The 21,826-nt window shown below is 71.3% G+C and carries 18 protein-coding genes and 1 pseudogene; 10 read left to right on the top strand and 9 right to left on the bottom strand.

The annotated features are described in order from the left end of the window. Window positions 1–178 precede the first annotated feature (178 nt). From ACFQE5_RS16965 to ACFQE5_RS16950, 4 genes are all read left to right on the top strand, one after another. Complete coding sequence (locus ACFQE5_RS16965) at window positions 179–1,219, top strand: SAM-dependent methyltransferase (RefSeq protein ID WP_379586272.1); 1,041 nt, start codon at window positions 179–181, stop codon at window positions 1,217–1,219. 162 nt (window positions 1,220–1,381) lie between these two features. Beyond that, on the top strand, window positions 1,382–2,374 hold the full coding sequence (locus ACFQE5_RS16960; RefSeq protein WP_379586270.1) for an MEDS domain-containing protein: 993 nt from the start codon (window positions 1,382–1,384) through the stop codon (window positions 2,372–2,374). Then, window positions 2,371–3,324 carry an ATP-binding protein gene (locus ACFQE5_RS16955; protein WP_379586268.1) on the top strand — a complete coding sequence of 318 codons (954 nt, stop codon included), beginning with the start codon at window positions 2,371–2,373 and terminating at the stop codon, window positions 3,322–3,324. Before ACFQE5_RS16960 ends, ACFQE5_RS16955 begins: the two co-directional genes overlap by 4 nt. A 170-nt stretch (window positions 3,325–3,494) precedes the next feature. Continuing rightward, window positions 3,495–4,346: an AfsR/SARP family transcriptional regulator gene (locus ACFQE5_RS16950; RefSeq protein WP_379586267.1), complete on the top strand. Its 852-nt coding sequence runs from the start codon at window positions 3,495–3,497 to the stop codon at window positions 4,344–4,346. A gap of 165 nt (window positions 4,347–4,511) precedes the next feature. On the opposite strand, the gene ACFQE5_RS16945 is transcribed toward ACFQE5_RS16950, so the two are convergent. Next, a complete protein-coding gene (locus ACFQE5_RS16945) occupies window positions 4,512–4,715 on the bottom strand; it encodes a DUF1918 domain-containing protein (RefSeq protein WP_379586263.1) in 204 nt (67 codons plus the stop codon). A gap of 262 nt (window positions 4,716–4,977) precedes the next feature. On the opposite strand from ACFQE5_RS16945, the gene ACFQE5_RS16940 reads away from it, so the two are divergent. Then, complete coding sequence (locus ACFQE5_RS16940) at window positions 4,978–5,271, top strand: three-helix bundle dimerization domain-containing protein (protein ID WP_379586261.1); 294 nt, start codon at window positions 4,978–4,980, stop codon at window positions 5,269–5,271. On the opposite strand, the gene ACFQE5_RS16935 is transcribed toward ACFQE5_RS16940, so the two are convergent. Beyond that, window positions 5,268–5,648, bottom strand: coding sequence for a histone-like nucleoid-structuring protein Lsr2 (locus ACFQE5_RS16935; RefSeq protein WP_379586259.1), 381 nt, complete (start codon window positions 5,646–5,648; stop codon window positions 5,268–5,270). The two genes, ACFQE5_RS16940 and ACFQE5_RS16935, sit on opposite strands and share 4 nt — an antisense overlap. Window positions 5,649–6,003: 355 nt before the next feature. On the opposite strand from ACFQE5_RS16935, the gene ACFQE5_RS16930 reads away from it, so the two are divergent. Continuing rightward, window positions 6,004–6,381, top strand: a complete 378-nt coding sequence (locus ACFQE5_RS16930; protein WP_379586258.1) for a hypothetical protein — start codon at window positions 6,004–6,006, stop codon at window positions 6,379–6,381. Window positions 6,382–6,459: 78 nt separating this feature from the next. On the opposite strand, the gene ACFQE5_RS16925 is transcribed toward ACFQE5_RS16930, so the two are convergent. Further along, entirely contained in the window at window positions 6,460–7,638 is a 1,179-nt protein-coding gene (locus tag ACFQE5_RS16925) for a M20 metallopeptidase family protein (RefSeq protein WP_379586256.1), read from the bottom strand. A 654-nt stretch (window positions 7,639–8,292) separates the two neighbouring features. On the opposite strand from ACFQE5_RS16925, the gene ACFQE5_RS16920 reads away from it, so the two are divergent. Beyond that, on the top strand, window positions 8,293–8,589 hold the full coding sequence (locus tag ACFQE5_RS16920; RefSeq protein WP_379586254.1) for a transglycosylase family protein: 297 nt from the start codon (window positions 8,293–8,295) through the stop codon (window positions 8,587–8,589). An 83-nt stretch (window positions 8,590–8,672) separates the two neighbouring features. On the opposite strand, the gene fgd is transcribed toward ACFQE5_RS16920, so the two are convergent. Beyond that, the gene (fgd, locus tag ACFQE5_RS16915; RefSeq protein WP_379586253.1) at window positions 8,673–9,677 is read right to left on the bottom strand and encodes a glucose-6-phosphate dehydrogenase (coenzyme-F420); all 1,005 of its coding nucleotides are present in this window, start codon (window positions 9,675–9,677) and stop codon (window positions 8,673–8,675) included. 134 nt (window positions 9,678–9,811) lie between these two features. Beyond that, entirely contained in the window at window positions 9,812–12,067 is a 2,256-nt protein-coding gene (locus ACFQE5_RS16910) for a HelD family protein (RefSeq protein ID WP_379586294.1), read from the bottom strand. 245 nt (window positions 12,068–12,312) lie between these two features. Between ACFQE5_RS16910 and ACFQE5_RS16905 the strand changes: the two genes are divergently transcribed. Then, window positions 12,313–13,092: an RNA polymerase sigma factor SigF gene (locus tag ACFQE5_RS16905; RefSeq protein ID WP_379586252.1), complete on the top strand. Its 780-nt coding sequence runs from the start codon at window positions 12,313–12,315 to the stop codon at window positions 13,090–13,092. An 18-nt stretch (window positions 13,093–13,110) separates the two neighbouring features. On the opposite strand, the pseudogene ACFQE5_RS16900 reads toward ACFQE5_RS16905, so the two are convergent. The 3 genes and pseudogenes from ACFQE5_RS16900 to ACFQE5_RS16890 form a co-directional block, all read right to left on the bottom strand. Then, a pseudogene (locus ACFQE5_RS16900) lies at window positions 13,111–13,410 on the bottom strand (DJ-1/PfpI family protein); the annotation flags it as partial. Between the two features lie 117 nt (window positions 13,411–13,527). Beyond that, window positions 13,528–15,891 carry a glycoside hydrolase family 65 protein gene (locus ACFQE5_RS16895; protein WP_379586250.1) on the bottom strand — a complete coding sequence of 788 codons (2,364 nt, stop codon included), beginning with the start codon at window positions 15,889–15,891 and terminating at the stop codon, window positions 13,528–13,530. Then, complete coding sequence (locus tag ACFQE5_RS16890; protein ID WP_379586248.1) at window positions 15,888–16,634, bottom strand: beta-phosphoglucomutase family hydrolase; 747 nt, start codon at window positions 16,632–16,634, stop codon at window positions 15,888–15,890. The genes ACFQE5_RS16895 and ACFQE5_RS16890 overlap by 4 nt, the downstream gene beginning before the upstream one ends. 468 nt (window positions 16,635–17,102) lie before the next feature. Here ACFQE5_RS16890 and ACFQE5_RS16885 point away from each other — a divergent pair, with 468 nt between their 5' ends. Further along, entirely contained in the window at window positions 17,103–17,492 is a 390-nt protein-coding gene (locus ACFQE5_RS16885) for a hypothetical protein (RefSeq protein ID WP_379586246.1), read from the top strand. A 96-nt stretch (window positions 17,493–17,588) separates the two neighbouring features. On the opposite strand, the gene ACFQE5_RS16880 is transcribed toward ACFQE5_RS16885, so the two are convergent. Beyond that, complete coding sequence (locus ACFQE5_RS16880) at window positions 17,589–19,127, bottom strand: ATP dependent DNA ligase (protein WP_379586244.1); 1,539 nt, start codon at window positions 19,125–19,127, stop codon at window positions 17,589–17,591. 133 nt (window positions 19,128–19,260) lie between these two features. Between ACFQE5_RS16880 and ACFQE5_RS16875 the strand changes: the two genes are divergently transcribed. Continuing rightward, the gene (locus ACFQE5_RS16875) at window positions 19,261–21,798 is read left to right on the top strand and encodes a DEAD/DEAH box helicase (protein ID WP_379586243.1); all 2,538 of its coding nucleotides are present in this window, start codon (window positions 19,261–19,263) and stop codon (window positions 21,796–21,798) included. Window positions 21,799–21,826: the final 28 nt, after the last annotated feature.

Genomic DNA, 21,826 nt, shown 5'->3' with positions numbered 1-21,826 from the left:
CCGTGAGTGCGTAACAGTGTTAGAACACTGTTACGCACTCACAGCGGGGGTGGAGGAGGGGGAACGTGAACGGAGCTCGGGCTCTGCTGCGGACGCCGGTGGGCGGCGGTATGGAGGTCCGTTTCGCCGAACCCGGTCCACTCCTGATCGAGGCGGACGTCCCGGCCCGGGTGCCGCGATGAGCATCCGCGAGCCCACCCCCGACCAGCAGGTCGAACGAATCTTCGAATGGCGGCGCGGGTTCGTTGTCACCTGGCTGCTCGCGATCGGGTTGCGCACCGGGATCGTGCACGATCTTGCCGCGCATCCGGGCGCGACGGCGGCGACGCTGGCGGACCGCCTGAGGTTGCACGAGGCCTACACGGCGACGTGGTGCCGCACGGCCCACGGGCTGGGAGTCCTGGACCTCGAGGACGGCGGCTATCGCCTGGCGCCGCACCTGGACACGATCCTCACCGACGCGACCGACCCTCGCTATCTGGCCGGCTACGTCCTGCTGGGCACGGAGATCGCGACCCGCGACCTCGAGGCGACCGCCGAGGCGATGCGCACCGGAGCGGTTGTCCCGTTCCAAGGTCGCGGCGACGGGTTCACCCGGCTGGTCGCGGAGGCGACCCGCGGGCTGCAGACGATGACGGTACACACGATCCTGCCGAAGCTGCCCGGGGTCGCGGACGCGCTCGCCGCGGGCGGGACCGTGCTGGAGATCGGCTGTGGCACCGGGACGCTTCTGGTGGCGATCGCGCAGCGGTTCCCGTCCGCGCACTGCGTCGGAGTGGACATCGACACCGACTCGCTCGGCGTGGCCGCGGAGCGGCTCGTGACGGCGGGCGTCGACGACCGGGTCCGGCTGCATCGCGGGTCGGTCGCTGACGCGGTCCACGGTGCGCAGGTCGATGTGATCGTGCTGGTCGAGGTCCTGCATGAGATCGCGCCCGCGCAGCGGCCGCGAGTGATCGCCGACGCTGCCGCTGCCCTCCGCCCCGGGGGGTGGCTGGTGATCGTCGACGAGACCTATCCCTCGACCCCGCAGCAGGCCCGCGAACCGCAGTTCTGGTTCCCCCTGATGACCGGGTTCGAGGAGCTGCTGTGGGGCAACGTGCTGCCCACCCGGGAGGAACAGGAGGAGCTGCTGCGCGCCGCCGGGTTGACCGGCCGGGTGGACCGCCGCGTGGTCGGCGCCGGGTTCACGGTGCTGACCACGGCCAAACCCGGCTGACGGCGGACCCGAGGCGCCTGCCCACCCGTTCATCGCGCCGGATGGCCGGTTCGGCCCGAACCCGGCATCGGGGCGGTACCGAACGGCTCTGAGGCCATACAGTGTCGCCATCGACACAGCACAGGGTTGACACGGCATAGGGTTCCGAGTGGGTGCGCGGTGGTGAGACCGACGGCTGAGGTAGGCCCCGGCGATCACGCCTGTGCGATTCCGGTCAGCGAGGAACAGCTCTGGGAACTGTCGGCGGGCTTCGTGGCCGACGGGCTGGTCCGCAACGAGCAGGTCTGCTATTTCGACGACGGCACCATCGAGCCCGTGCTGCGTCGGCTCGCCGATGACCGGGTCCCGGTGGATCGGCCACTCCGTACCGGGCAGCTGGAGGTCGTCCCGGCGGAGCTGACGCGGCAGTTGTTCCACTCGCCGCTTTCCGAGGCCCGCAGCATGATGCTCGCCCGGATCGACGCGTCGAAGTCGCTCGGGTACACCGGCCTGCGGATGACGGGGCAGATGAGCTACGGCATCGTCCGACCCGGCCTGCTCGACATCATCGAGTTCGACACCGAGCTCGACCACCTGGTCCGCAGCCGTGGCGTCACCACGCTGTGCCTCTACGACCGCGCGCGCTATACGGAGTCGCAGATCGAACAGCTGCGCGGCCTGCACGACAAGGAGCTGACCCCGCCGACCGCCTACGACGACGGGCTGCTGCGCATCACTCGCACCGGGATCACCGGCGCCAGGCTGGCCGGCGACGTCGACCACAGCAACCGGCCCGCGGTCACCCGGCTGCTCGAGACGATGCTCGACGACGCGCTGCGCTCGCATTCGGCCCCGGCCGATATCGAGCTCAACCTCGCGTCGCTGCGATTCATCGATGTCGCGGGGGCGGTTGCCCTGGTTCAGGGAGCCGAGGCGTTCCCCAGCACACATCGTTTGGTCCTGCGGGACGTGCGGCCGCGGACCGTGCGGGTACTCGACCGCTGCGGCGCGCCGTTCGCCGCCCAGCTCGCGGTGCTGGAGTTCGACCGTCCGCAGGAGAGCGTCGCGACCCCATCGTCGGCCGGTGACGGTGCGCCGGGCGGGCAGGAGCAACCGTCGCACACCCCGGAGGCCGCTGCGGAGCCCTCGGCCGAGACCCTTCGAGAGGCGCGATGAAGGTCGAGCGGAACCGGGTGGCGGCCCCGCTCCGGTTGCAGCACGCGGCGGGATACTTCAGCTCCCTCGACGATCTGGTCGCGCAGCTGCTCCCCCTGGTCAGCAGGGCGCTCGAGCGGGGAGAGCCGGTCGCCCTCGCGGTGCGCCCCGGGACGGAACGGGCGCTGTACACCGCGCTCGGCCGCCGTGGCGGGCTCATCGCTCTGACCGAGCCCTACCCGTTCAGCCGCGGTTCCGGCCAGACCACCGCCGTGCGGCTCGCCCGTGAGCTGCGCGAGCTGACCCGGTCCTCGGCGCATGCCACACTCATCAGCGAACACGACAGCCGATACGACGGCGTCGACGGCCGATACTGGACCGAGTTCGATGCCGCGGCCAACATCGCGCTGGGCGATCTTCCGGTGAGCCTGCTGTGCTTCTATCCCGAACTGCCCCTGCACCTGGAGATCCTCGAGGGCGCCCGGCGCAACCATCCGCTGCTGCTCGCCGACGGCGAGTTCCGGCCCAACCCCGCCCACCGCACCCCCCAGGACGTGCTGGCGGAAACCCCTGCGCCGGCGCCGGCGCTGCTCGGCGCGCCCGCCGTTCAGCTCACCTACACCGCGTGGCAGCTGCGCGACGTGCGCGCCGCGGTCACGAACCTGATGACCGACAGCGCGTTCGGCTCCACCCGGATCGAAGACGTCGTGCTGGCGATCAACGAGGTCGCGACGAACGCCGTCGAGCACGGCACGCGCGAGGCGCAGCTGTCGCTGTGGCTCTCCACCGACGGCTTGGTGTGCGAGGTGCACGACGGTGGCAGGCTCGCCGATCCGCTGCCCGGTCTGCGGGCGCCGCGACCGACCGACCCACGGGGGCGCGGCATGTGGATCGCGCGTCAGCTGTGTGACCTGCTGCATGTGTGGCAAGACCATACGGGGACCCACGTTCGGCTCCACGCGGCTTCGTGAGCTAAGATCGGCCCGATCGAAGTCACCCGTACGCCGTACCAAGGCTGCAGATGTGACGGAAGAGCCCCTTGGCAAGCTGTGTGCGGCGGAGAAGACTCGCTGACGTACTCGGGTGCCATGAGGCCTGCGGACGGGTTGACACAGACGTTCCACCACCTGCGGGGATATCCATGCCTGACGATCAGCGACGGCCGTTGCACCGGGTGACGGTGCTCGGATCCTTTGCCCTCGCCCAGGACGGCGCCACGGTGCCGCTGGGCGCGGATGCTCGCCGGGTGGTGGCCTACCTGGCCATACATCCCCGACCACAGCCCCGGATCGCGCTGGCCACCGACCTGTGGCCCGAGGTCCCGGCCCGGGCCGCCTTGCGGCTGCTGGACGATGCCCTCGCCGCGATCGACGTGCCCGGCCTTCTGGTCGGCGCCGAACCCGGTGGCGCCGACGAGCGCCTGGCACTCGCCGCCGACGTCGAGGTCGACCTCGCCGAGGCGATGACCCTGGTACGCACGCTGCCCGAACGGCCCGCCACCGACGTCACCGACACCTCCGCGTTGCGCTCCGACATTCTCCCCTCCTGGACCGCGCCGTGGATCGCCGTCGAGCGCGAACGCTTCCGCCAGCTCCGGCTGAACGCGTGTGAGGACCTGAGCCTGCGGCTCACGGCCGCCGGTCACCACCAGTCCGCCGTCGAACTGGCCACGACGGCGGTGGCGGCCGCGCCCAGCCGGGAGAGTGCGCGCCGGGCGCTCATCGAGGCACATCTCGCGCAGGGCAACATCGCGGAGGCCGTCGCACAGTACGACGAGTACCGCGAGCTGCTGCGCTCCAGCGTCGGTGCCCCGGTGTCGTCCAATCTGGACGGGATCTTCCCGCCGGCTCCGGCGTGGCCCGTCGTGCGCGGCTTCCGCCGACCGGTTCAGCGTTCGGCGGTGGCACTGCCCGGCCTGCGCTCGATCCGTTACGCCTCAACGGGATCGCGGCGGCTCGTCGCCGGCGGATCGGTTCCCGGTTCCAGCCGCTGAACCCGCGCCCGGGCGAGGTCACTGCACGCGCCACCGGCCCCTGTGCGCCGGGCTGATCCACAGCGGGTGACCGGAAGCGGCCCCGTCGTCCGCGGAGATGACCGCAGCCGACAGGGCCGGCGGGGCGCGCGGATCCGGTAGCGGAACCGGTGCGGCGAACCCGGCCTACCGGTCCGTCGCCCCCGTCGTACCCGGGTGGATCCGAATATCGGCGCCGGGGATGAGTACAGCCTCCTGGCCGGTGTCCCAGCGCACCACAAAGGGAGGTCCACCGTCCGCACCCTTGACCTCGATCACCTCACCGCAGCGGGATGGGTCGCCGACGTGCGTCCCGTACACCGTGATGCGGTCACCGACTGACGCCTTCACCGCAGGATCTCCTCCTCCACCTCGTCCTTGCTGGGTGAACCCTCATCTTCGCCGCAGTCCGGCGGGGGTCAAGGCGCGAGCGCTGTTCGGCGTCGCCGACCCGATCGGTTTCGGACCGCGAGGCGGCTGACGACGGTGGGTCCGCCGATACCCGAGGACGTCCTGATGGCCCCGTGGGACGGCAATAGCTAGTCTCATGACTGCAAGTTTTTGAGATTGGATGGAGGAAGACTCATCCAGCGCTGCTGACCCGAGGCCCACGATGTCGCACCCGACCACCTCCGCCAGCACCGTCACGGAATCCACGCCACATGGTCATCCCTCCCTGGCCGATGTCACCGAGCGGCTCCTGGCCGAATTCGAGTCCCGACTCGATCTGGCAATGATCAGCCGCACCGTTCTCGCCTGTCGCCACGACCTGCACGGCGAACCGGTGGACACGCTGGCCGAACTCATCGAACGCCGTGCCCGCCAACGGCTCCTGCAGGCCGTCGAGGCCGACGCGAATCCCGGTGTGAACCCGAAGGCCGAATCCCGTCCTTCGGCCGGTGACTAATGCTCCTGGTGATAGGCCCGCAGGACTTCGGCAGGGATCCGGCCGCGCTCCGAGACCTTCATTCCACGTTCGCGCGCCCATTCCCGAATTGCCTGGTTCTGCGCGCGGTCTGCGGCGGTCGGGCGCGAGGCCGGGCCGCCGTTGTATCCGGCCGCCGCTCGTCGGCCCGGACCCGCGACACCGCGCCGCGCGCGGCGCCTGCCGTCGGCCCGGCGCGCCGCCGCGACGAACGCGGCGAGCGCGTTGCGCAGCGAGTCGGCGTGCGCCTTCGACAGATCGATCTCATAGCCCTTGCCGTCCAGGCTGAACGCGACCGTCTCATCGGCCTCCTCGCCGGTCAGGTCATCGACCAGCCGAACCTCCTGAATCTGCACCATCGCCGCCCTCCATCGTCACTGCTCACTGTCCCAAGGCGAGATCATCGGTCCCGGCGAGGAGAATCCCGAGAACTGCCCGGGCCGCCACCAGATCGATTCGGTGAGGTCCAGCCCTGTCCCTGGTTCGGCGCCCACCCGTGCCTTGGCACTGAGGCCAGCAGGAGCGCAGTTCGATCGGCATTCATTTGTTGGTGGCAGTATTCTAGGCAAGGAATGTGATCCAACTCACTATATGAGAGCTGGCGGAGGGTTCACCAGCATGCCCGGGACATCGCGCCGGAGCAGCGGGGGTGATCCCCCCTGTGCCTCGCAAGAGCCGCAACCCACGATGCCCGAGCGACCACGGCGCACGACGGTGCGCGTGTTCTCGACGCCAGGCGGGGGGTTCGTCATGCTCGTTTCCGCCGACCCGACCGTGCTGACGGCCGCGCGCAGCGTCGTGCTCTACTGGCTCAACGGCCTCGGCTGGCCGCCGACGCGGAATTCCGAGATCTTGGACAGGCTCGGCGACGCCCTCATCGAGGCCATCCGGCGGGCGAACTCGCGGCCCGGGCAGTTACGACCGAGTTCACCGTTGCAGGTCGAGATTTGCGGCCGGGTGGACGTTCAGCCAGAAGGTCAAGCCCGGATCACCATCACCGCGCGCCCCCACGATCCGGCGGACCCCCACCCTCCCGCGCCCTCGTGGACGTGCCGACCGCGCTCGATCGTGGCGACGCTTGCGCATCGTTGAGACGCACCGCCGGATTCGGAGTTGCCGCAGCCCGCTGGCCGAACAGCCGGACCGGCCGGACGGGCGGCACCGCGGCCCTCAGCCCGGCCGGCCACCGGCGACGTCCACGCCCGCCAGGTAGCCGGCGAGCATGCTTCGCGCGACATCGCCGACCGCCGCGTCCGGCGGGAGAAATCGGGGACTGTGCAGTCCGTCCACACCGTCGCCGTCCCCCACCCCGACGAACATCATCAGCGACGGCGCGGCGGTGGCGTAGTAGGCGAAGTCGTCGCTGCCGCAGGAACGGAACGTGCGGTCGGTCGCGAAACCGGCGAGATCGAGCCACCGCCGAGCCGCGCCGGCAAGCCGATCGTCGTTCACCACGGCCGGCTGGCCGTCGCGAATCTGCAGCCGGCATCGACAGCCGAACGCCTCGGCCGCTGAGCGCACCGCGCGCCCCACCTCGCGGCACAGCATCGCCCGGTCCGCCGCGTGCAGGGCGCGCAGGGCGCCGCGCGCGGTCGCCGAGTCCGGGACGACATTGGCGGTCCCGGCCGCGTCAAGATGCCCGACGGTGAACACCGCCGAGTGCATCGGGTCGGTGCGTACGGCGACCACCTGGTGCGCCGCAACCAGCGCGTGCATCAGCGCGAGCACCGGATCACGGTTCAGGTGCGGGTAGGCGCCGTGACCGCCGCGACCCTGCATCGTGATCTCCACCTCGTCGAACGAGGCGTTCACCGCGCCGGGGGTGGCGCTCACCCACCCCGCGGGCAGCGCGGGTTGCAAGTGCGCGCCGATGACGGCGCGCACCCGCCACCGTGTGAACGCCTCCTCGCGCACCAGGTCCAGCGCCCCGGAGGGTCGGGTCTCCTCCCGGGGTTGCAGGACGGCGAGCAGCGGCACCGGCGCACCGACCTGCCGAACCGCGCGGGCCAGCGCGACGAGCGCGGCAAGGTGCACGTCGTGCCCGCAGGCGTGCATGGCCACGCCGGGCGCCGCGAACGGCGCCCCGGTGTCCTCGATGATCGGAAGGGCGTCGAGCTCGGCGCGCACGGCAATCATCGGTCCCTCGGAGCCGCCGACGGGAATCATCCGGCCGGTGGTGGCGACCTCATACACCTCGGTGCCGCCGAGCGCGTCGACCACCCGCTCCGCGGTCCACGCCTCGTCACCGGAGAGGTCCGGATGGGCGTGCAGCCGGTGGCGCAGCGCCACCGCGTCAACGAGCTCGTCCTGCAGCGCGGCGGAGACCGCACGGAACAGCGCGTCCGTCATGAGGGGTCCCGGTAGGCCACCACGCTCGGGCGGCCGATCGCATCAACCGTCGCCCCGCCAAGCGCCGTTTCAGGCTGGCGTACCCGGATTCCCAGCATCCCGGCCCTCCACTCGGTACCGGATGGTGCCCGCGTCAACAACATATCGCGGCGGGCTGCGACACCGCAGGCCGCGCCAAAGATCGACGCTTATCCAGGGTCGGATGCGACCACGACAGAAGTGTTCGGTTCGACAGCAATTGAGCGCACCGTGATGTGTTCGTGATCGAATTCGCCATTGACCGGCCCGGACTCGTCGAGTCGCGCCGACCACGCCACCCCTCGTGAGATTCATCACCCGAGATCGATTTGTGTTGGCCCCGGGTCAGGTGCGTAAGGTCTGTGCCCGGTCGTCCCCCCGAGTTCGGCCAAGGATGCACACCCGGCCCGTCGCGCCATACCCGTCCTGCGGCGTCGGTCCGTCGATAGCGGAATCCAGGACGGGGCGAGGAATATTGCCGTAGATTCGGCGAGAACATCTGCGGACCGCGGCCGGCCCGACCGGCTGGGCATTCGCATGCCCACAATCCGTGTGAATTCCTCGATGGCGCGGTTGGAGAACACCATGTCTACTCTCCGCACCGTATTCTCCCGTCGGAACGTCGCACGACTGGCTGTGGCCAGCGCTCTCGCGGCCGCCCCCCTCGCGATCACCGGCACCGCGAACGCCGCGCCGGCATCGGTCTGGGACCGGCTGGCCCAATGCGAAAGCAGCGGCAACTGGGCCATCAACACCGGCAACGGCTTTTCCGGGGGTCTGCAGTTCACCCCGTCGACCTGGCGGGCCTTCGGCGGCACCGGGCTCGCGCACAACGCAAGCCGGGAACAGCAGATCGCCGTCGCCGAGCGGGTGCTCGCCGTGCAGGGCTGGGGTGCCTGGCCCGCCTGCTCGAGCAAGCTCGGCCTGCGCTGAGGCCAGGACCGGCCGCCGCCGATGCCCCGGCGGCGGCCGGTCGCGCGCAGGCAACCGTCAGCCCCGGCACTCCGGCGGCGAGGTCAGCTCAGCGCCCGCAGCCGGGGAAGCACGTCCGCGGCGAACTGTGTCAGGAACCGCTGCTGGTCGTGGCCGGGTCCGTGAAAGACCAGGTGGTTGAGCCCGGCGTCGAGGTAAGGCTTGATCTGCGCGACCGCCTCGTCGGGATCCGACGCCACGATCCAGCGCCTTGCCACCTGCTCGATCGGCAGCTCGTCGGCGAGGCGCTCCATCTCCTGGGCCGAGTCGACGCTGTGCTTCTGTTCCGCGGTCAGCGACAGCGGAGCCCAGAACCGCGTGTTCTCCAGGGCGGCGAGCGGATCGCGGTCGTAGGACAGCTTGATCTCGATCATCCGGTCGATCTGCGCCGGGTCACGGTTCGCCGCCGCGGCACCCTCGGCCAGCGCCGGCATGAGCTTGTCGGTGTAGAGATCCATACCCTTGCCCGACGTGCAGATGAACCCGTCACCGGCGCGTCCGGCGTAGCGGGCGACCACCGGGCCGCCCGCGGCGACATACACCGGCACCGGGATCTTCGGACGGTCGTAGATTCTGGCGTTGACCAGCGTGTAGTACTCGCCATCGAAGTCGACGTCGTCATCGGACCACAGCTGGCGGATCAGCCGGACCGCCTCGCGCAACCGCGCGAACCGCTCGGAGAACTCCGGCCATTCCCGGCCCGACACCGCGATCTCGTTGAGCGCCTCCCCGGTGCCCACCCCGAGCATGATCCGCCCCTCGTACAGCAGCGCCATCGTGGCGAAAGCCTGCGCGAGCACGGCCGGGTTGTAGCGGAACGTCGGGGTCAACACACTGGTGCCGATCTGCACCCGCCGCGTCCGCTCACCCACGGCCGCCATCCAGCTCAGGGCGAACGGGGCGTGCCCGCCCTCATGCCGCCAGGGCAGGAAATGGTCGGACACCACCACGCTGTCCAGGCCCAACTCCTCGGCCCGTACCGCGTACTCCACCAGCTCCCGGGGCCCGAACTGCTCCGCCGAGGCCTTGTAGCCGATCTTCAGGCTCACGTCGTTCCTTCCGCCATCGTCGTCGCCACACATCGCGACCGCCCCAGCGTGCTACACCCGCCGCGGGCAGACCCACCTCGACACACGGTGCCGACGTCCCTCCTGCACCCAGGAACGCGCAGCGCTGAACGCCGCTACGCACCCGCCGGGCGGCGGAGGCGTTTGAGCAGGGGCGGCAGCTCGTCCGCGTGGACGACGGTGAGCCGCTGCGTGGCACGGGTGAGCGCCACGTAGAGATCGTTGGCGCCGCGGGGGGACTCCGCGAGGACCGCCGCGGGCTCCACCAGCACCACGGAGTCGAACTCGAGCCCCTTGGCGGCGACGATCGGCAGCACCACCACCGGCGCCTCGAGGTCGTCCCCGTCGTTCTCGTCCGCCGCCCCCAGCAGGGTCCCGCGCAGCACCGCCGCCCGCGCCGCGGGGACGAGCACGGCGACCCGGCCCTCACCGACGGCCTCGCGCTCCTGGGCCACGACGTCGGCCAGCACCCCGTCCGTGCCGTCCAGCGAGCCGGGCGCGACCTGCAACGTCTGCGGCGGCACGCCGGTGCTGCGGACCGAACGGGGCGGGGCCAGGCTGGGATCGATCTCGGCGAGCACATCGTCGGCGACGTCGGCGATCTCGGCGGGCGTCCGGTAGTTGACCGTCAACTGCTCGATCCGCCAGCGGTCGGCGACGAAGGGGCTCAGCACCTCCCGCCACGAACGAGCCCCGGCGAGATCGCCGGTCTGGGCGATATCGCCGACCACCGTCATCGACCGGCTCGGTACCCGGCGCATGATCAACCGCCACGCCATCGGCGAGAGCTCCTGCGCCTCGTCGACGATCACATGCCCATAGGTCCATTCCCGGTCCGCGGCCGCGCGTTCGGCGGTGGAGTCGTAGCGGCGCACCCGCTGCCGCTCGGCGAGCCGGTCAGCATCGACGATGTCGGTGGCGCGCAACAACTCCGGGTCCAGGTCCTCCTCGAGGTCGAGCACGTCGAGGACCCCCTGGGCATACTCGACCTCCGCTCGCAGCGCTGCCGCCGCCTCCGCCGCGGCGGCGCTTCCATCGTCCCCCAGCAGCTCCGCGGCCTCGTCCAGCAGCGGGACGTCGGCCGGGGTCCAGCGCTCGTCGATCGGGACGTCCGGCGAGGGGGCCGCCCGGGCCAACAAGGCGCGCTCCGCGGCGGGGATCCGCCGGGCCACCTGACTCAGCCGCTTCGGATCCGCGAACAGGTCGGTCAGCAGCTGCTCGGCCGACAGCGTGGGCCACAGTGCGTCGAGCTCGCGGGTCAGCTCCGGGCTGTCGGCGAGCTCGGCGCGGATGTCCTCCAGGTCCCCGGCGGCCAGCAGGCCACCGCTGCCGAGGTCGGCCGCGACCCGCTCGGCCAGCAGCCGCACCGCCTCCCGATGAAAGATCCGCTTCGCCTCGTTGTGCGGTTTGCGCGAGCGCCGGGCCCGGGTCCGGGCGGCGTTCACGACCTCGCGGTCCAACCGGACCCGCTGCTGCTCGATGACGAGCTCGACCGGTTTGCGCGGAAGCTGCTGCCGATCCCGCACGGCGGCGGCGACGACCGCGGCCATCTCCGCTCGTCCCTTGAGCTCGGCCGTCCGGGCATCCTCCACCCGCCGGGCATGGAGCCCTGGGTGCAGGTGCGCGACGGTGCCCAACACCACGCTCGTCTCCCCCAGCGACGGCAGCACCTGCCCGATGTAGCGCAGAAACGTGGCGTTCGGGCCGACCACAAGCACCCCGCGGCGCGCCAGCCGGTCGCGGTGGGTGTAGAGCAGATAGGCGGCGCGGTGCAGCGCGACCGCGGTCTTCCCGGTCCCCGGTCCGCCCTGCACCACCAGCACCCCGGTCGGTTTGGACCGGATGATCCGGTCCTGCTCGGCCTGGATCGTGGCGACGATGTCGCTCATCCTGCCGGTGCGGGCCTGCGACACCGCAGCCATCAGCGCGGCCTCGCTGGTCAGACCGGAGTGCCCGGCCAGCGCTTCGGCGTCGGCGAGGTCGAGCACCTCGTCGTCGATGGCGACGACGGTGCGTGCGCGGGTCCGCAGGTGACGGCGGCGGCGCATGCCCTCGGGGGATGCCGCGGTCGCGGTGTAGAACGGCCGGGCCGCCGGCGCACGCCAGTCCATCAGCAGGGGTTCGTACTCGCGTTCCTCATCGAGCAACCCGAGCCGGCCGATGTAGCGTGTCTCCCCCGTATCGGTGTCCAACCGGCCGAAGGCCAGCCCGTGCTCGGCGGCGCGCAACGCGGCGAGCCGGTCGGTGTACATCGCGACCGCGGCGTCACGCTCGGTGAGTGCCTGTGGCGTTCCGACCGTCTCGCCCTGCATGACCTCCTGCAGCCGCCGCGAGGTCTCCTTGCGGCGATCGTCGAGACGGGCGTACAGCATCGCGACGTACCGCTGCTCATGAGCGAGGGCATCCTGACCATCGGGATCGAGCGGACCGACGGACGACGCGCTGTTCGACACCAGGACAACACCTTCACACGTGGGCGGACGACGAACTCCCGGACGATGCACGACGCCCGCGAGCACGCGACTATCCAACCTACCAGCGGTCGGGTTTCCTGATCTGGAACGCCGGGTAGGTCGCCCCGTGCATCGTTTCGCCTTCTGCACTCCTCCGGCGCGGCATGGTCGGTGACCAGTGGCCCGAACGTCGCTCCGGCTCCGAGTACGCCCATCTCGCGCCCCTGTTCGCCGAGTTGGCCGCCCTCGATCCGGGCAGTCCCGAACACGAGCGGTTGCGGTCCCGGCTCATCACCGGGTACCTGCCGGTCGTGAAACACATCGCCCGACGGTTCGCGGGCCGCGGCGAGCCCGTCGACGACCTCGAGCAGGTCGGCACGATCGGCCTGATGAACGCCGTGGACCGGTTCGACCCCACCCGCGACGTCGACTTCCTGTCCTACGCCGTGCCGACGATCACCGGCGAGGTACGCAGGCACTTCCGCGACCGGACGTGGTCGATGCGTGTACCGCGGCGGCTCAAGGAACTGCAGGGCTTGATCAGTTCCGCGGTCGACTCCCTCTCCCAGGAACTCGGCCAGGCACCGCGCCCCAGCCAGGTCGCGGAGCGGCTCGGTATCGACCCCGAGGAGGTGCTGGCGGGGTTCGCCGCCCAGAACGCCCACCGTTCGACCTCGCTCGACGAACTCGTGCACGGTGCCGACGCCGTGCTGCGCGACACCCTGGGCGAGCCCGACGCAGCGTTGGAGAAGGTCGAGTACCGCGAGACGCTCGCCCCGCTGCTCGACCGACTGCCGCAGCGCGAACGCACGGTCCTCGTGCTGCGATTCTTCCGCGACATGACGCAGACCCAGATCGCGAACGAGGTCGGCATCTCGCAGATGCACGTGTCACGGCTGCTCGCGCAGACCGTGGCAACCCTGCGCCGGCACGTGATCGGCTGAGCCGACGCCGGGCGGGGTTCATCCCGAGCGACGCGCGAACTCCTCGACGATCGCGGCGCAGAACGCGGGCAGGTCCTCGGGGCTGCGGCTGGACACGAGCCCGCGGTCGTTGACGACCTCCGCGTCCACGGTCTCCGCTCCGGCGTTTCGGAGGTCGGTGCGCACGCTCGGGTACGAGGTGAGGGTGCGCCCCTTGACGACGTCGGCGTCGATCAGCGTCCACGGGCCGTGGCAGATCACCCCGACCGGCCTTGCGGCCCGAACCATCTCCGCCACGAAGGTGCGAACGTCAGGGTTCATCCGGAGCCGGTCCGCGTTTCCGCCTGTCCTGTCACCACGATCGGCTACCCGCCCGTCGGGGCGCCAAACGGCCGCGGCCCGGATCGAGGTCGGTCGGACGCCGGCCACCACCCGGCCGCAGGGCCGACGCGGTGCTCAACCGGGATGACGCTGGCGCGGCGCGCGGCCGTACGGCTGTTCCACCGGATCGACCACCGGTGGCGGTGGCATCGTCCGGATCACCGGTTCATCGGCGAGCGCGAGCGGCTCGTCGTGGTGACACAGGCGCATCGGCGGCCCGCTGACCAGCCGATACTCCGCCTCATCCTTGGTGATCGTGACCCGCAGCTGTCGGCCCTGCCAGTTCAGCCCGAACGAGACCCGCGACAGGGCCGACGGCAGCTGCGGGGCGAAGGTGATCCCGTCCCGATCCGAACGCATTCCGCCGAATCCGGCGACGACCGCGCTCCACGTTCCGGCCATCGACGCAATGTGGATACCGTTGTCGGTATTACCGGCCAGATCATTGAGATCGATCAACGCGGCCTCGGCCAGATAGTCGTAGGCGAGGTCGAGATGCCCGGTCCACGCCGCGACGATCGCCTGCGTCGCCGCGGACAGCGACGAGTCCCGCACCGTGATCGCTTCGTAGTAGGCGAAGTTGCGCGCCATCTGCTCCGGGCTGAACACCTCGGGCCGCAGCTGCATGGCCAGGACGAGGTCGGCCTGCTTGATCACCTGCTTGCGGTACAGGTCGAAGTAGGGGACGTTGAGCAGCAGGGGGTACTTCTCCGGCGGGGTGTTCTCGAAGTCCCACCGCTGATGGTCGGTGAATCCTTCCGCCTGCGGATGCACCCCCAGGTTCTCGTCGTAGGGGATCCGCATCGCCCTGGCCGCATCCCGCCAGCTGGCCATCTCCTCGGCGTTGACGCCCAGCCGCGCCGCCGCCCGCGGGTAGCGCGCGGCGACCTCGGCGGCGTACTGCAGGTTCAGCTGTGCCATCAGGTTGGTGTAGGCGTTGTTGTCGACGATCGCGGTGTACTCGTCGGGGCCGGTGACCCCGTCGATGCGGAACTCCCCCGCCGAGTCGTGGTGGCCCAGCGAGCGCCACAGCCGCGCGGTGTGCACCAACAACTCCAAACCGACCTCCCGCTCGAAGTCGGTGTCACCCGTGGCCGCGACGTGCCGGCGTACCGCGTCGGCGATGTCGGCGTTGATGTGGAACGCCGCGGTGCCCGCCGGCCAGTACCCGGAGCACTCCTGCCCACGGATCGTGCGCCACGGGAACGCGGCGCCGGAGAGCCCGAGCTGCTGGGCCCGCTCGATGGCCAGCGGCAGGATCGACTGCCGCCACCGCAGCGCGTCGGCGGCGGCGTCCGGGGCGAGATGACTGAGCATCGGCAGACAGAACGTCTCGGTGTCCCAGAAGGTGTGCCCGTCGTAGCCGTTACCGGTGAGGCCCTTGGCCCCGATCGCCCTGCGCTCGGCGCGCGCCCCGGCCTGCAGCACGTGGAACGTGGCGAGCCGGATCGCCTGCTGCAGCTCGGCGTCACCGTCGATCTCCACGTCGGCGGTCGCCCAGAAGTCGTCGAGATAGGCGCGCTGCTCGGCCACGAGCCCGTCCCATCCGGTGAACCGGGCAGCGGCCAGCGCCGCGCGCACCTGGTCGTGCACGGCGGGTAGGGAGCGGCGCGAGGACCAGCCGTAGGCCAGGTACTTGACCACCCGAAGCTTCTCCCCCGGTTTCAACCGGGTGATCACCGTGGTCCGGCCGATGTCCTCGGTTGCCTCCGAGGTGACCTTGACCCGCTCCGGGCCGTGCACCTCGTGGTCCATCGCGGCCGCCAGCCGCAACCCCGACACCCGGGTCTGGTGCACGAGGGTCGCCCCGGCCTCGTCACTGCGGTGCTGCTCGGCCACCAGGGGCTCGGCCAGCGCGGCCTCGACCCGCGGGTCACCATCGTCGACCGCGGGTAGCTGCTCGTTCGCGACGAGCTCCGACTGAACGACCAGCAACGCCGGCGCGTCGAGCACCTCGACCTCGTAGCTGATCGCGGCGATCGCGCGCTGGGTCAGCGACACCAGCCGCGCGCTCCGCAGCCGGACCGCGCGTCCGGCCGGCGAGACCCACTCGACGTCGCGGGAGAGAATGCCCGACTGCAGGTCCAGCGCCCGCTCATGGCGCCGGAGCTGGCCGTACCGCAGGTCGAACGGCTCGTCGTCGACGAGCAACCGGATGAGCTTGCCGTTCGTGACGTTGATGATCGTCTGGCCGGACTCCGGGTAACCGTAACCACCCTCGGCGTAGGGCAGCGGACGGCGCTCGTAGAGCGAGTTGAGATAGGTGCCGGGGATCGCGTGCGGCTCCCCCTCGTCGAGGTTGCCGCGCAACCCGATATGACCGTTGGACAGGGCGAACACCGACTCCGTCTGCCCCATGGCATCCAGGTGCAGGGCCGGTTCGCGCACGACCCACGGCTCGACCGTGAAGGGCCGCCCGGAATCCGCCGCCGCGGTCACGGTGTCCGCTCCAGCAGGTCGGCCAGGTCGTCGACGACGACGTCGGCGCCGTGTGCGTGCAGCGCGGCGGCCTGGTCCAGCCGGTTGACCCCGACCACCGCCCCGAAACGCCCCGCGCGGCCGGCCTCGACCCCGGCCAGCGCGTCCTCGAAGACAACGGCCTCGGCCGGTTTCACCCCGAGGTCGGCAGCAGCTGCGAGGAACGTATCGGGAGCCGGTTTGCCCTGCAGACCCCGTTCCTTGGCCACGAGCCCGTCCACCCGAAGGTCGATGTACGTGGCGAGCCCGGCCGCGTCGAGGACCTGGCCTGCGTTCGCCGACGACGACACGACCGCGATGTGCAGTCCGGCACCTCGGACCGCGTCCAGGTAGCGGACGGAACCGGGGTAGACATCCACCCCGTCGGTCTGGATCTTCTCCTGCACCAGGTCGTTCTTGCGGGTGGACAGCCCGTAGATGGTGTCGGCGGCCGGCGGGTCGTCCGGGCACCCCATCGGCAGCTCGACGCCGCGGGACCGCAGGAAGGTCGCGGTGCCCTCCAGACGGGGCCGACCGTCCACGTAGCGGCCGTAGTCGGCCGAGATGTCGAAGGGTCGGAACCGCTCACCGGACCGGTCGGCACGGGCGCGCAGAAACTCGTCGAACATCTGTTTCCAGGCCGCGGCGTGCACGCTCGCGGTGTCGGTCAGGACTCCGTCCAGGTCGAAGAGGCAGGCCCGGGTGCCATCGGGAAGGCCCAGCATATGCGCACCGTAGCGGGTAGCCGGACACCAGCACGGAGCAGGACTCCGATGGCGAAGGCCATCCGCCACGACGGTCGTCGGGGGCTCGGCACAGATCCGGACAGAACTCCGGACCGACGGGATCTCGCCCGGCCGGTCCCCTTCGGGGTTGGTGTGTGTGGAGGTCCGGTCGAGGGTGGACGTGCCCAGCGGTGAGTACGACGGTGCGTCAATGAATGGATGACAATGGGGGGTGGGGTGCACGCGGCGCCTCCGCGCCGCCGATCGGCCGACCCGGGCGCCCGATCGGACGCGACGTCATCGCGGGCTCATCGCGACTCCCCGGGCGGTGCCCCCGGGCCACTGTGGCCCACAGCGATGTCGGAGCCGATGCCGGCCGACGGTGACTCCCCCGGGCCCGGGGTATCGCCGTGGGTGCCATCGGCACGGCCCTTGCTCGCCCGGGTTGCGTCAATGTATGATTGACACATGAAGTATGACGAGGCGCAACGCTGGATGGAGCGGATCGGACCGTTCCCGGAACATCCGGGGCCCTCGCTGGCCGAGCAACTCGACCGGCTCAAGGAATTGGCCAAGGCGGGCGAGCTGCCCCGGCGCGGTCCGGCGGCCTGGTACGCGCTGGTGCACGAGATGCGCAGGCTCGCCGACTACTACGAGCGCGACCTCATCCGCGGTCTGCGCGCCGATGGGATGACCTGGCGGCAGGTGGCCGAGGCCGTCGAGGCGCAGCTGTCGAGCCGGCAGGCCGCGCACGCCAAGTGGAAGAGGCTGATCGATCCGCGCAGGCGCATCACGACCGGCGACATGCAGCGCGGCGGGCGGCGCAAACAACCCCCGCAGCTCTCGTCCGGCGAGTAGCCCGGGATCTCGGGCCGGGTCGCCCGGTCCGCGCACCCGGGAACGCCACCGTCCGCACCGCTCTCGCTCGGGGCCGGGTCCGGCCGCGTCGGCGCCTCATCTCGGCACCGCACCGATCCGCTGCTCCTGTCGCTGCCCGGTCGTCTCGTCGAGCACCGTGACGACGCAGTCGGTGCCGTCGGCGCCGACCGTGACCACCAGGCTGCCGCCCTCCGGTCGTGGCTCGATGCCCTGCTGGACGCTGTCACGGACCACCGTCAGCACCGACATCGGGCTGACCGGTACCTGCAGCAGCGCCGGCGCGACGGAGACGGCCACGCGCAGCCGCCGTCCGAAGCGGGCCTGCTCGAGATCGAGATAGGCCTGCACCGACGACAGCTCGGTGTCGAGCGGGATGGGCGCATCGGCGGGCTGGTCGGCGGCCCGGGTGAGGTCCGCGAAGCCGAGCAGCAGCTCGCGGGCGCGGCCCGGATCGGTGCGCACGAGCGCCGCGATCGTGCTGAGCGCGTTGTAGACGAAGTGCTGCTCCAGCCGGCGGCTCCGGGTCTGCTCGACCGGGGGACCGGACGGCGGCTGCGGCCGGGTCGCCGCGGCCGCGGCGGCGGGGCCGCTCGGCGGCACCGCGGCGGAGCCGCCGCGGGCCGCGGGCGGTTTCTCGGGGGCCGCGGGCGGTCCCGGGTCGGTCTCGGCGTCGTCGCCGAGACCGAGCCAGACCGGCAGCCGCAACCGCCCGTCCGCGGTCCACTCACCGAACTCGACGCGGCCGACCAGCCGCGGCACCGCCCAGACGGCGTCACGGGCGACCGAGTCCGGCAGCGGCTCGGTGAACGGCGACGCCCCGGCCCGCAGCCCGGGCAGCAGCGCAGCGATCGCGCGGTGGTCGGGACCCGAACCGAGGCCCACCCGCCCGACGTAGTGCAGCCCGTCGCGGTCCGGCAGGCCGAGCAGCAGCGCCGCCACCGACGCCGGCCGACGCGGGTCGGCGGGGTTCCAGCCGCCGACGACGACTCGCTGGACACGGCGCACCGGCACCCGCAGCCAGCTCCGGGTACACCGGCCCGGACGGTAGGGGGCGTCGAGCCGCTTCGCGTAGACGCCGTCCATGCCCGAGCGGCGGGCGCTGTGCAGCACGTTCCCGGCGTCACCGGCCGGCCACGACGGCGGCGGCACGACCGGCTCCCGGGCCAGGCCGAGCTCCTCGATGAGGGTCCGGCGGCGGCTGTAGGGCAAACCCATGGTGGACGCACCGTCGAGCCACAACAGGTCGCCGACGACGAAACCGGCCGGTACCTCGGCGAGCAGCGTCGCGCCCGGTCTGCTGACGCCGATGCGCCGATGCACCAGCCGCCCGCGCGGCACGCCGGCGTCGTCGAGCGCGACGATCGTGCCGTCGAGCACCATTCCCCGTCGCGGCGCGGCCGCGGTGAGCGCCCGCAGCTCGGGGAACATGCCCGCCACGGGCTGGTCGCGCACCGTGAGCAGCCGCAGATGGCCGGGACGGACGTAGGCGATGCACCGCAGACCCTCCCACCCGGGCTCGATGGCCCAGCCCTGGCCGGTGGGGAAGGCACCGAGCGCGGCGTGCATCGCGGGCACGAACTCGGGCATACCGCCCGATCGGGCCCGACGGATCACACACTCAGCGTAGTCAGCAGCCGCGTCTCGCCCGGCGCTCGGTAGCCGCGCGGCGCCCGTGGAGGGGACGAGCGGCTCCGGGCCGGGACCCGCGCACGCCCGGCGGACGGGCGAAGGGGACGATCGACGGACCATGACGCGCACGCTCACCGACCGGCTGCCCACCCCCTTCGACCCCGATGCGCTCGTCGAGACCTTCGCCGACTGGGCCTTCACCGAGCAGGGCCTGTCGCTGTACCCGGCCCAGGACGAGGCGCTGCTCGAGCTCGTCACGGGCTGCAACGTCATCCTTTCCACCCCGACGGGCTCGGGGAAGTCGCTGGTGGCGATCGCGGCGCACGCGACCTCGCTGGCCCGCGGCGAGCGAACCTTCTACACGGCGCCGATCAAGGCGCTGGTCAGTGAGAAGTTCTTCGCGCTCATCGATGTGTTCGGCGCGGACAACGTCGGCATGCTCACCGGTGACGCCGCCGTGAACGAGACGGCACCGATCCTCTGCTGCACGGCGGAGATCCTGGCCAACATCGCGTTGCGCGGGGGTTCGCGCACCGAGGTCGGCAGCGTCGTGATGGACGAGTTCCACTTCTATGCCGACCCGGACCGCGGCTGGGCCTGGCAGGTGCCGCTGATCGAGCTGCCACAGGCGCAGTTCCTGCTGATGAGCGCGACCCTGGGCGACGTCTCCGCCCTCCGGGACGACCTGACCCGGCGGACCGGCAGGACCACCGCGGTGATCACCTCGGCGCAGCGGCCGGTGCCGCTGCACTACCGCTACGCGCTCACGCCACTGCACGAGACGATCACCGAGCTGCTCGAGACGCACGAGGCGCCGGTGTACGTGGTGCACTTCACTCAGGCCTCGGCGGTCGAGCGGGCACAGGCCCTGATGAGCGTCAACGTCGCCACCAAGCAGGACAAGCAGGCGATCGCGGACCTGATCGGGAACTTCCGGTTCACCGCCGGGTTCGGCAAGACGCTCTCCCGGCTGGTCCGGCATGGCATCGGGGTGCACCACGCGGGCATGCTCCCCCGCTACCGGCGGCTGGTGGAAACCCTCGCGCAGGCCGGGCTGCTCAAGGTCATCTGCGGCACCGACACGCTCGGCGTCGGGATCAACGTGCCGATCCGCACGGTGTTGTTCACCGCGCTCGCGAAGTACGACGGGGTGCGCACGCGCGGCCTCAAGGCCCGGGAGTTTCATCAGATCGCCGGGCGCGCGGGCCGCGCGGGCTACGACACCGTCGGCACCGTCGTCGCCCAGGCCCCGGAGCACGAGGTCGAGAACGCCAAGGCGCTGGCCAAGGCGGGCGACGATCCCCGCAAACGCCGCAGGGTCGTGCGCAAACAGCCGCCGGAGGGGTTCGTCGGCTGGTCGCAGACGTCCTACGAGCGCCTCTGCAACGCCCAGCCCGAGCCGCTGACCAGCCATTTCGTGGTGAGTCACGCGATGCTGCTCAACGTCATCTCCCGCCCCGGCGACGCGTTCGACGCGATGCGGCATCTGCTGGAGGACAACCACGAGCCGCGTGAGCGGCAGCGCCGCCACATCCGCCGGGCGATCGCGATCTACCGCGCGCTGCGCACCGCCGGGGTCGTCGAGGAGCTCGCCGAGCCCGATGCCGAGGGCCGCCGGGTACGGATCGTCGGTGACCTGCAGCTCGACTTCGCGCTCAACCAGCCGCTGTCGCCCTTCGCGCTGGCCGCGGTCGACCTGCTCGACCGATCCTCACCGGACTACCCGATGGACGTCCTGTCGATCATCGAGGCGACCCTGGACGACCCCCGCGCGGTGCTGTACGCGCAGGAGAACAAGGCGCGCGGGGAGGCCGTCGCGGCGATGAAGGCCGAGGGCATCGAGTACGCCGAGCGCATGGTGCTGCTCGAGGAGGTCACCTACCCGAGGCCTCTCGAGGAACTGCTCGGCGCCGCCCTGGAGACCTACCGCGGCGGGCATCCGTGGGTGGCCGACGCGCGCCTGTCCCCCAAATCCGTCGCGCGGGACATGTTCGAGCGGTCCATGACGTTCGCCGAGTACATCTCGTATTACCAGCTCGCCCGCTCCGAGGGTCTCGTGCTGCGCTATCTCGCGGACGCCTACCGTGCGCTGCGCCAGACCGTGCCCGACGACGCCAAGACCGAGGAGCTCGCCGACGTCATCGAATGGCTCGGGGAGCTCGTGCGCCAGGTCGACTCCAGTTTGCTCGACGAATGGGAGGCGCTCGCCGCCGGCGCGGGCACCGGCGAACAGGCGCACCCGCCCGCCCTGGCCCAGGGACCCGCGGGTGTCACCCGCAACGCCCGGGCGTTCCGCGTGCTGGTCCGCAACGCGATGTTCCGGCGCGTCGAGCTCGCGGCGCTGGGCCGGTGGGACGCCCTCGGGGAGTTGGATGGACCGGCCGGCTGGGACGCGACGGCCTGGCACACGGCGCTCGAGCCGTACTTCGCCGAGCACGGCCACGACGGGGCCATCGGCACCGGTCCGAACGCGCGCGGCCCACACCTGATCACGATCACCGAGGAACCGGAGCGCTGGCTGGTCCGACAGGTGCTCGACGATCCCGCCGGCGATCACGACTGGGCGATCAGCGCGGAGGTCGACCTCATCGCGTCCGATGAGGAGGGCGCCCCGGTGGTTTGGGTGACCTCGGTAGAGCCATTGGGGGGTTTCTGACGCGGCGGTGCGTCCGTCGAGAGCCGAC

Origin of the sequence: Pseudonocardia hispaniensis (assembly GCF_042658695.1) — a bacterium.
GTDB lineage: Bacteria > Actinomycetota > Actinomycetes > Mycobacteriales > Pseudonocardiaceae > Pseudonocardia > Pseudonocardia hispaniensis.
Note: the sequence above shows the minus strand (reverse complement) of the source record. Positions and strands in the feature narration are given on the sequence as shown.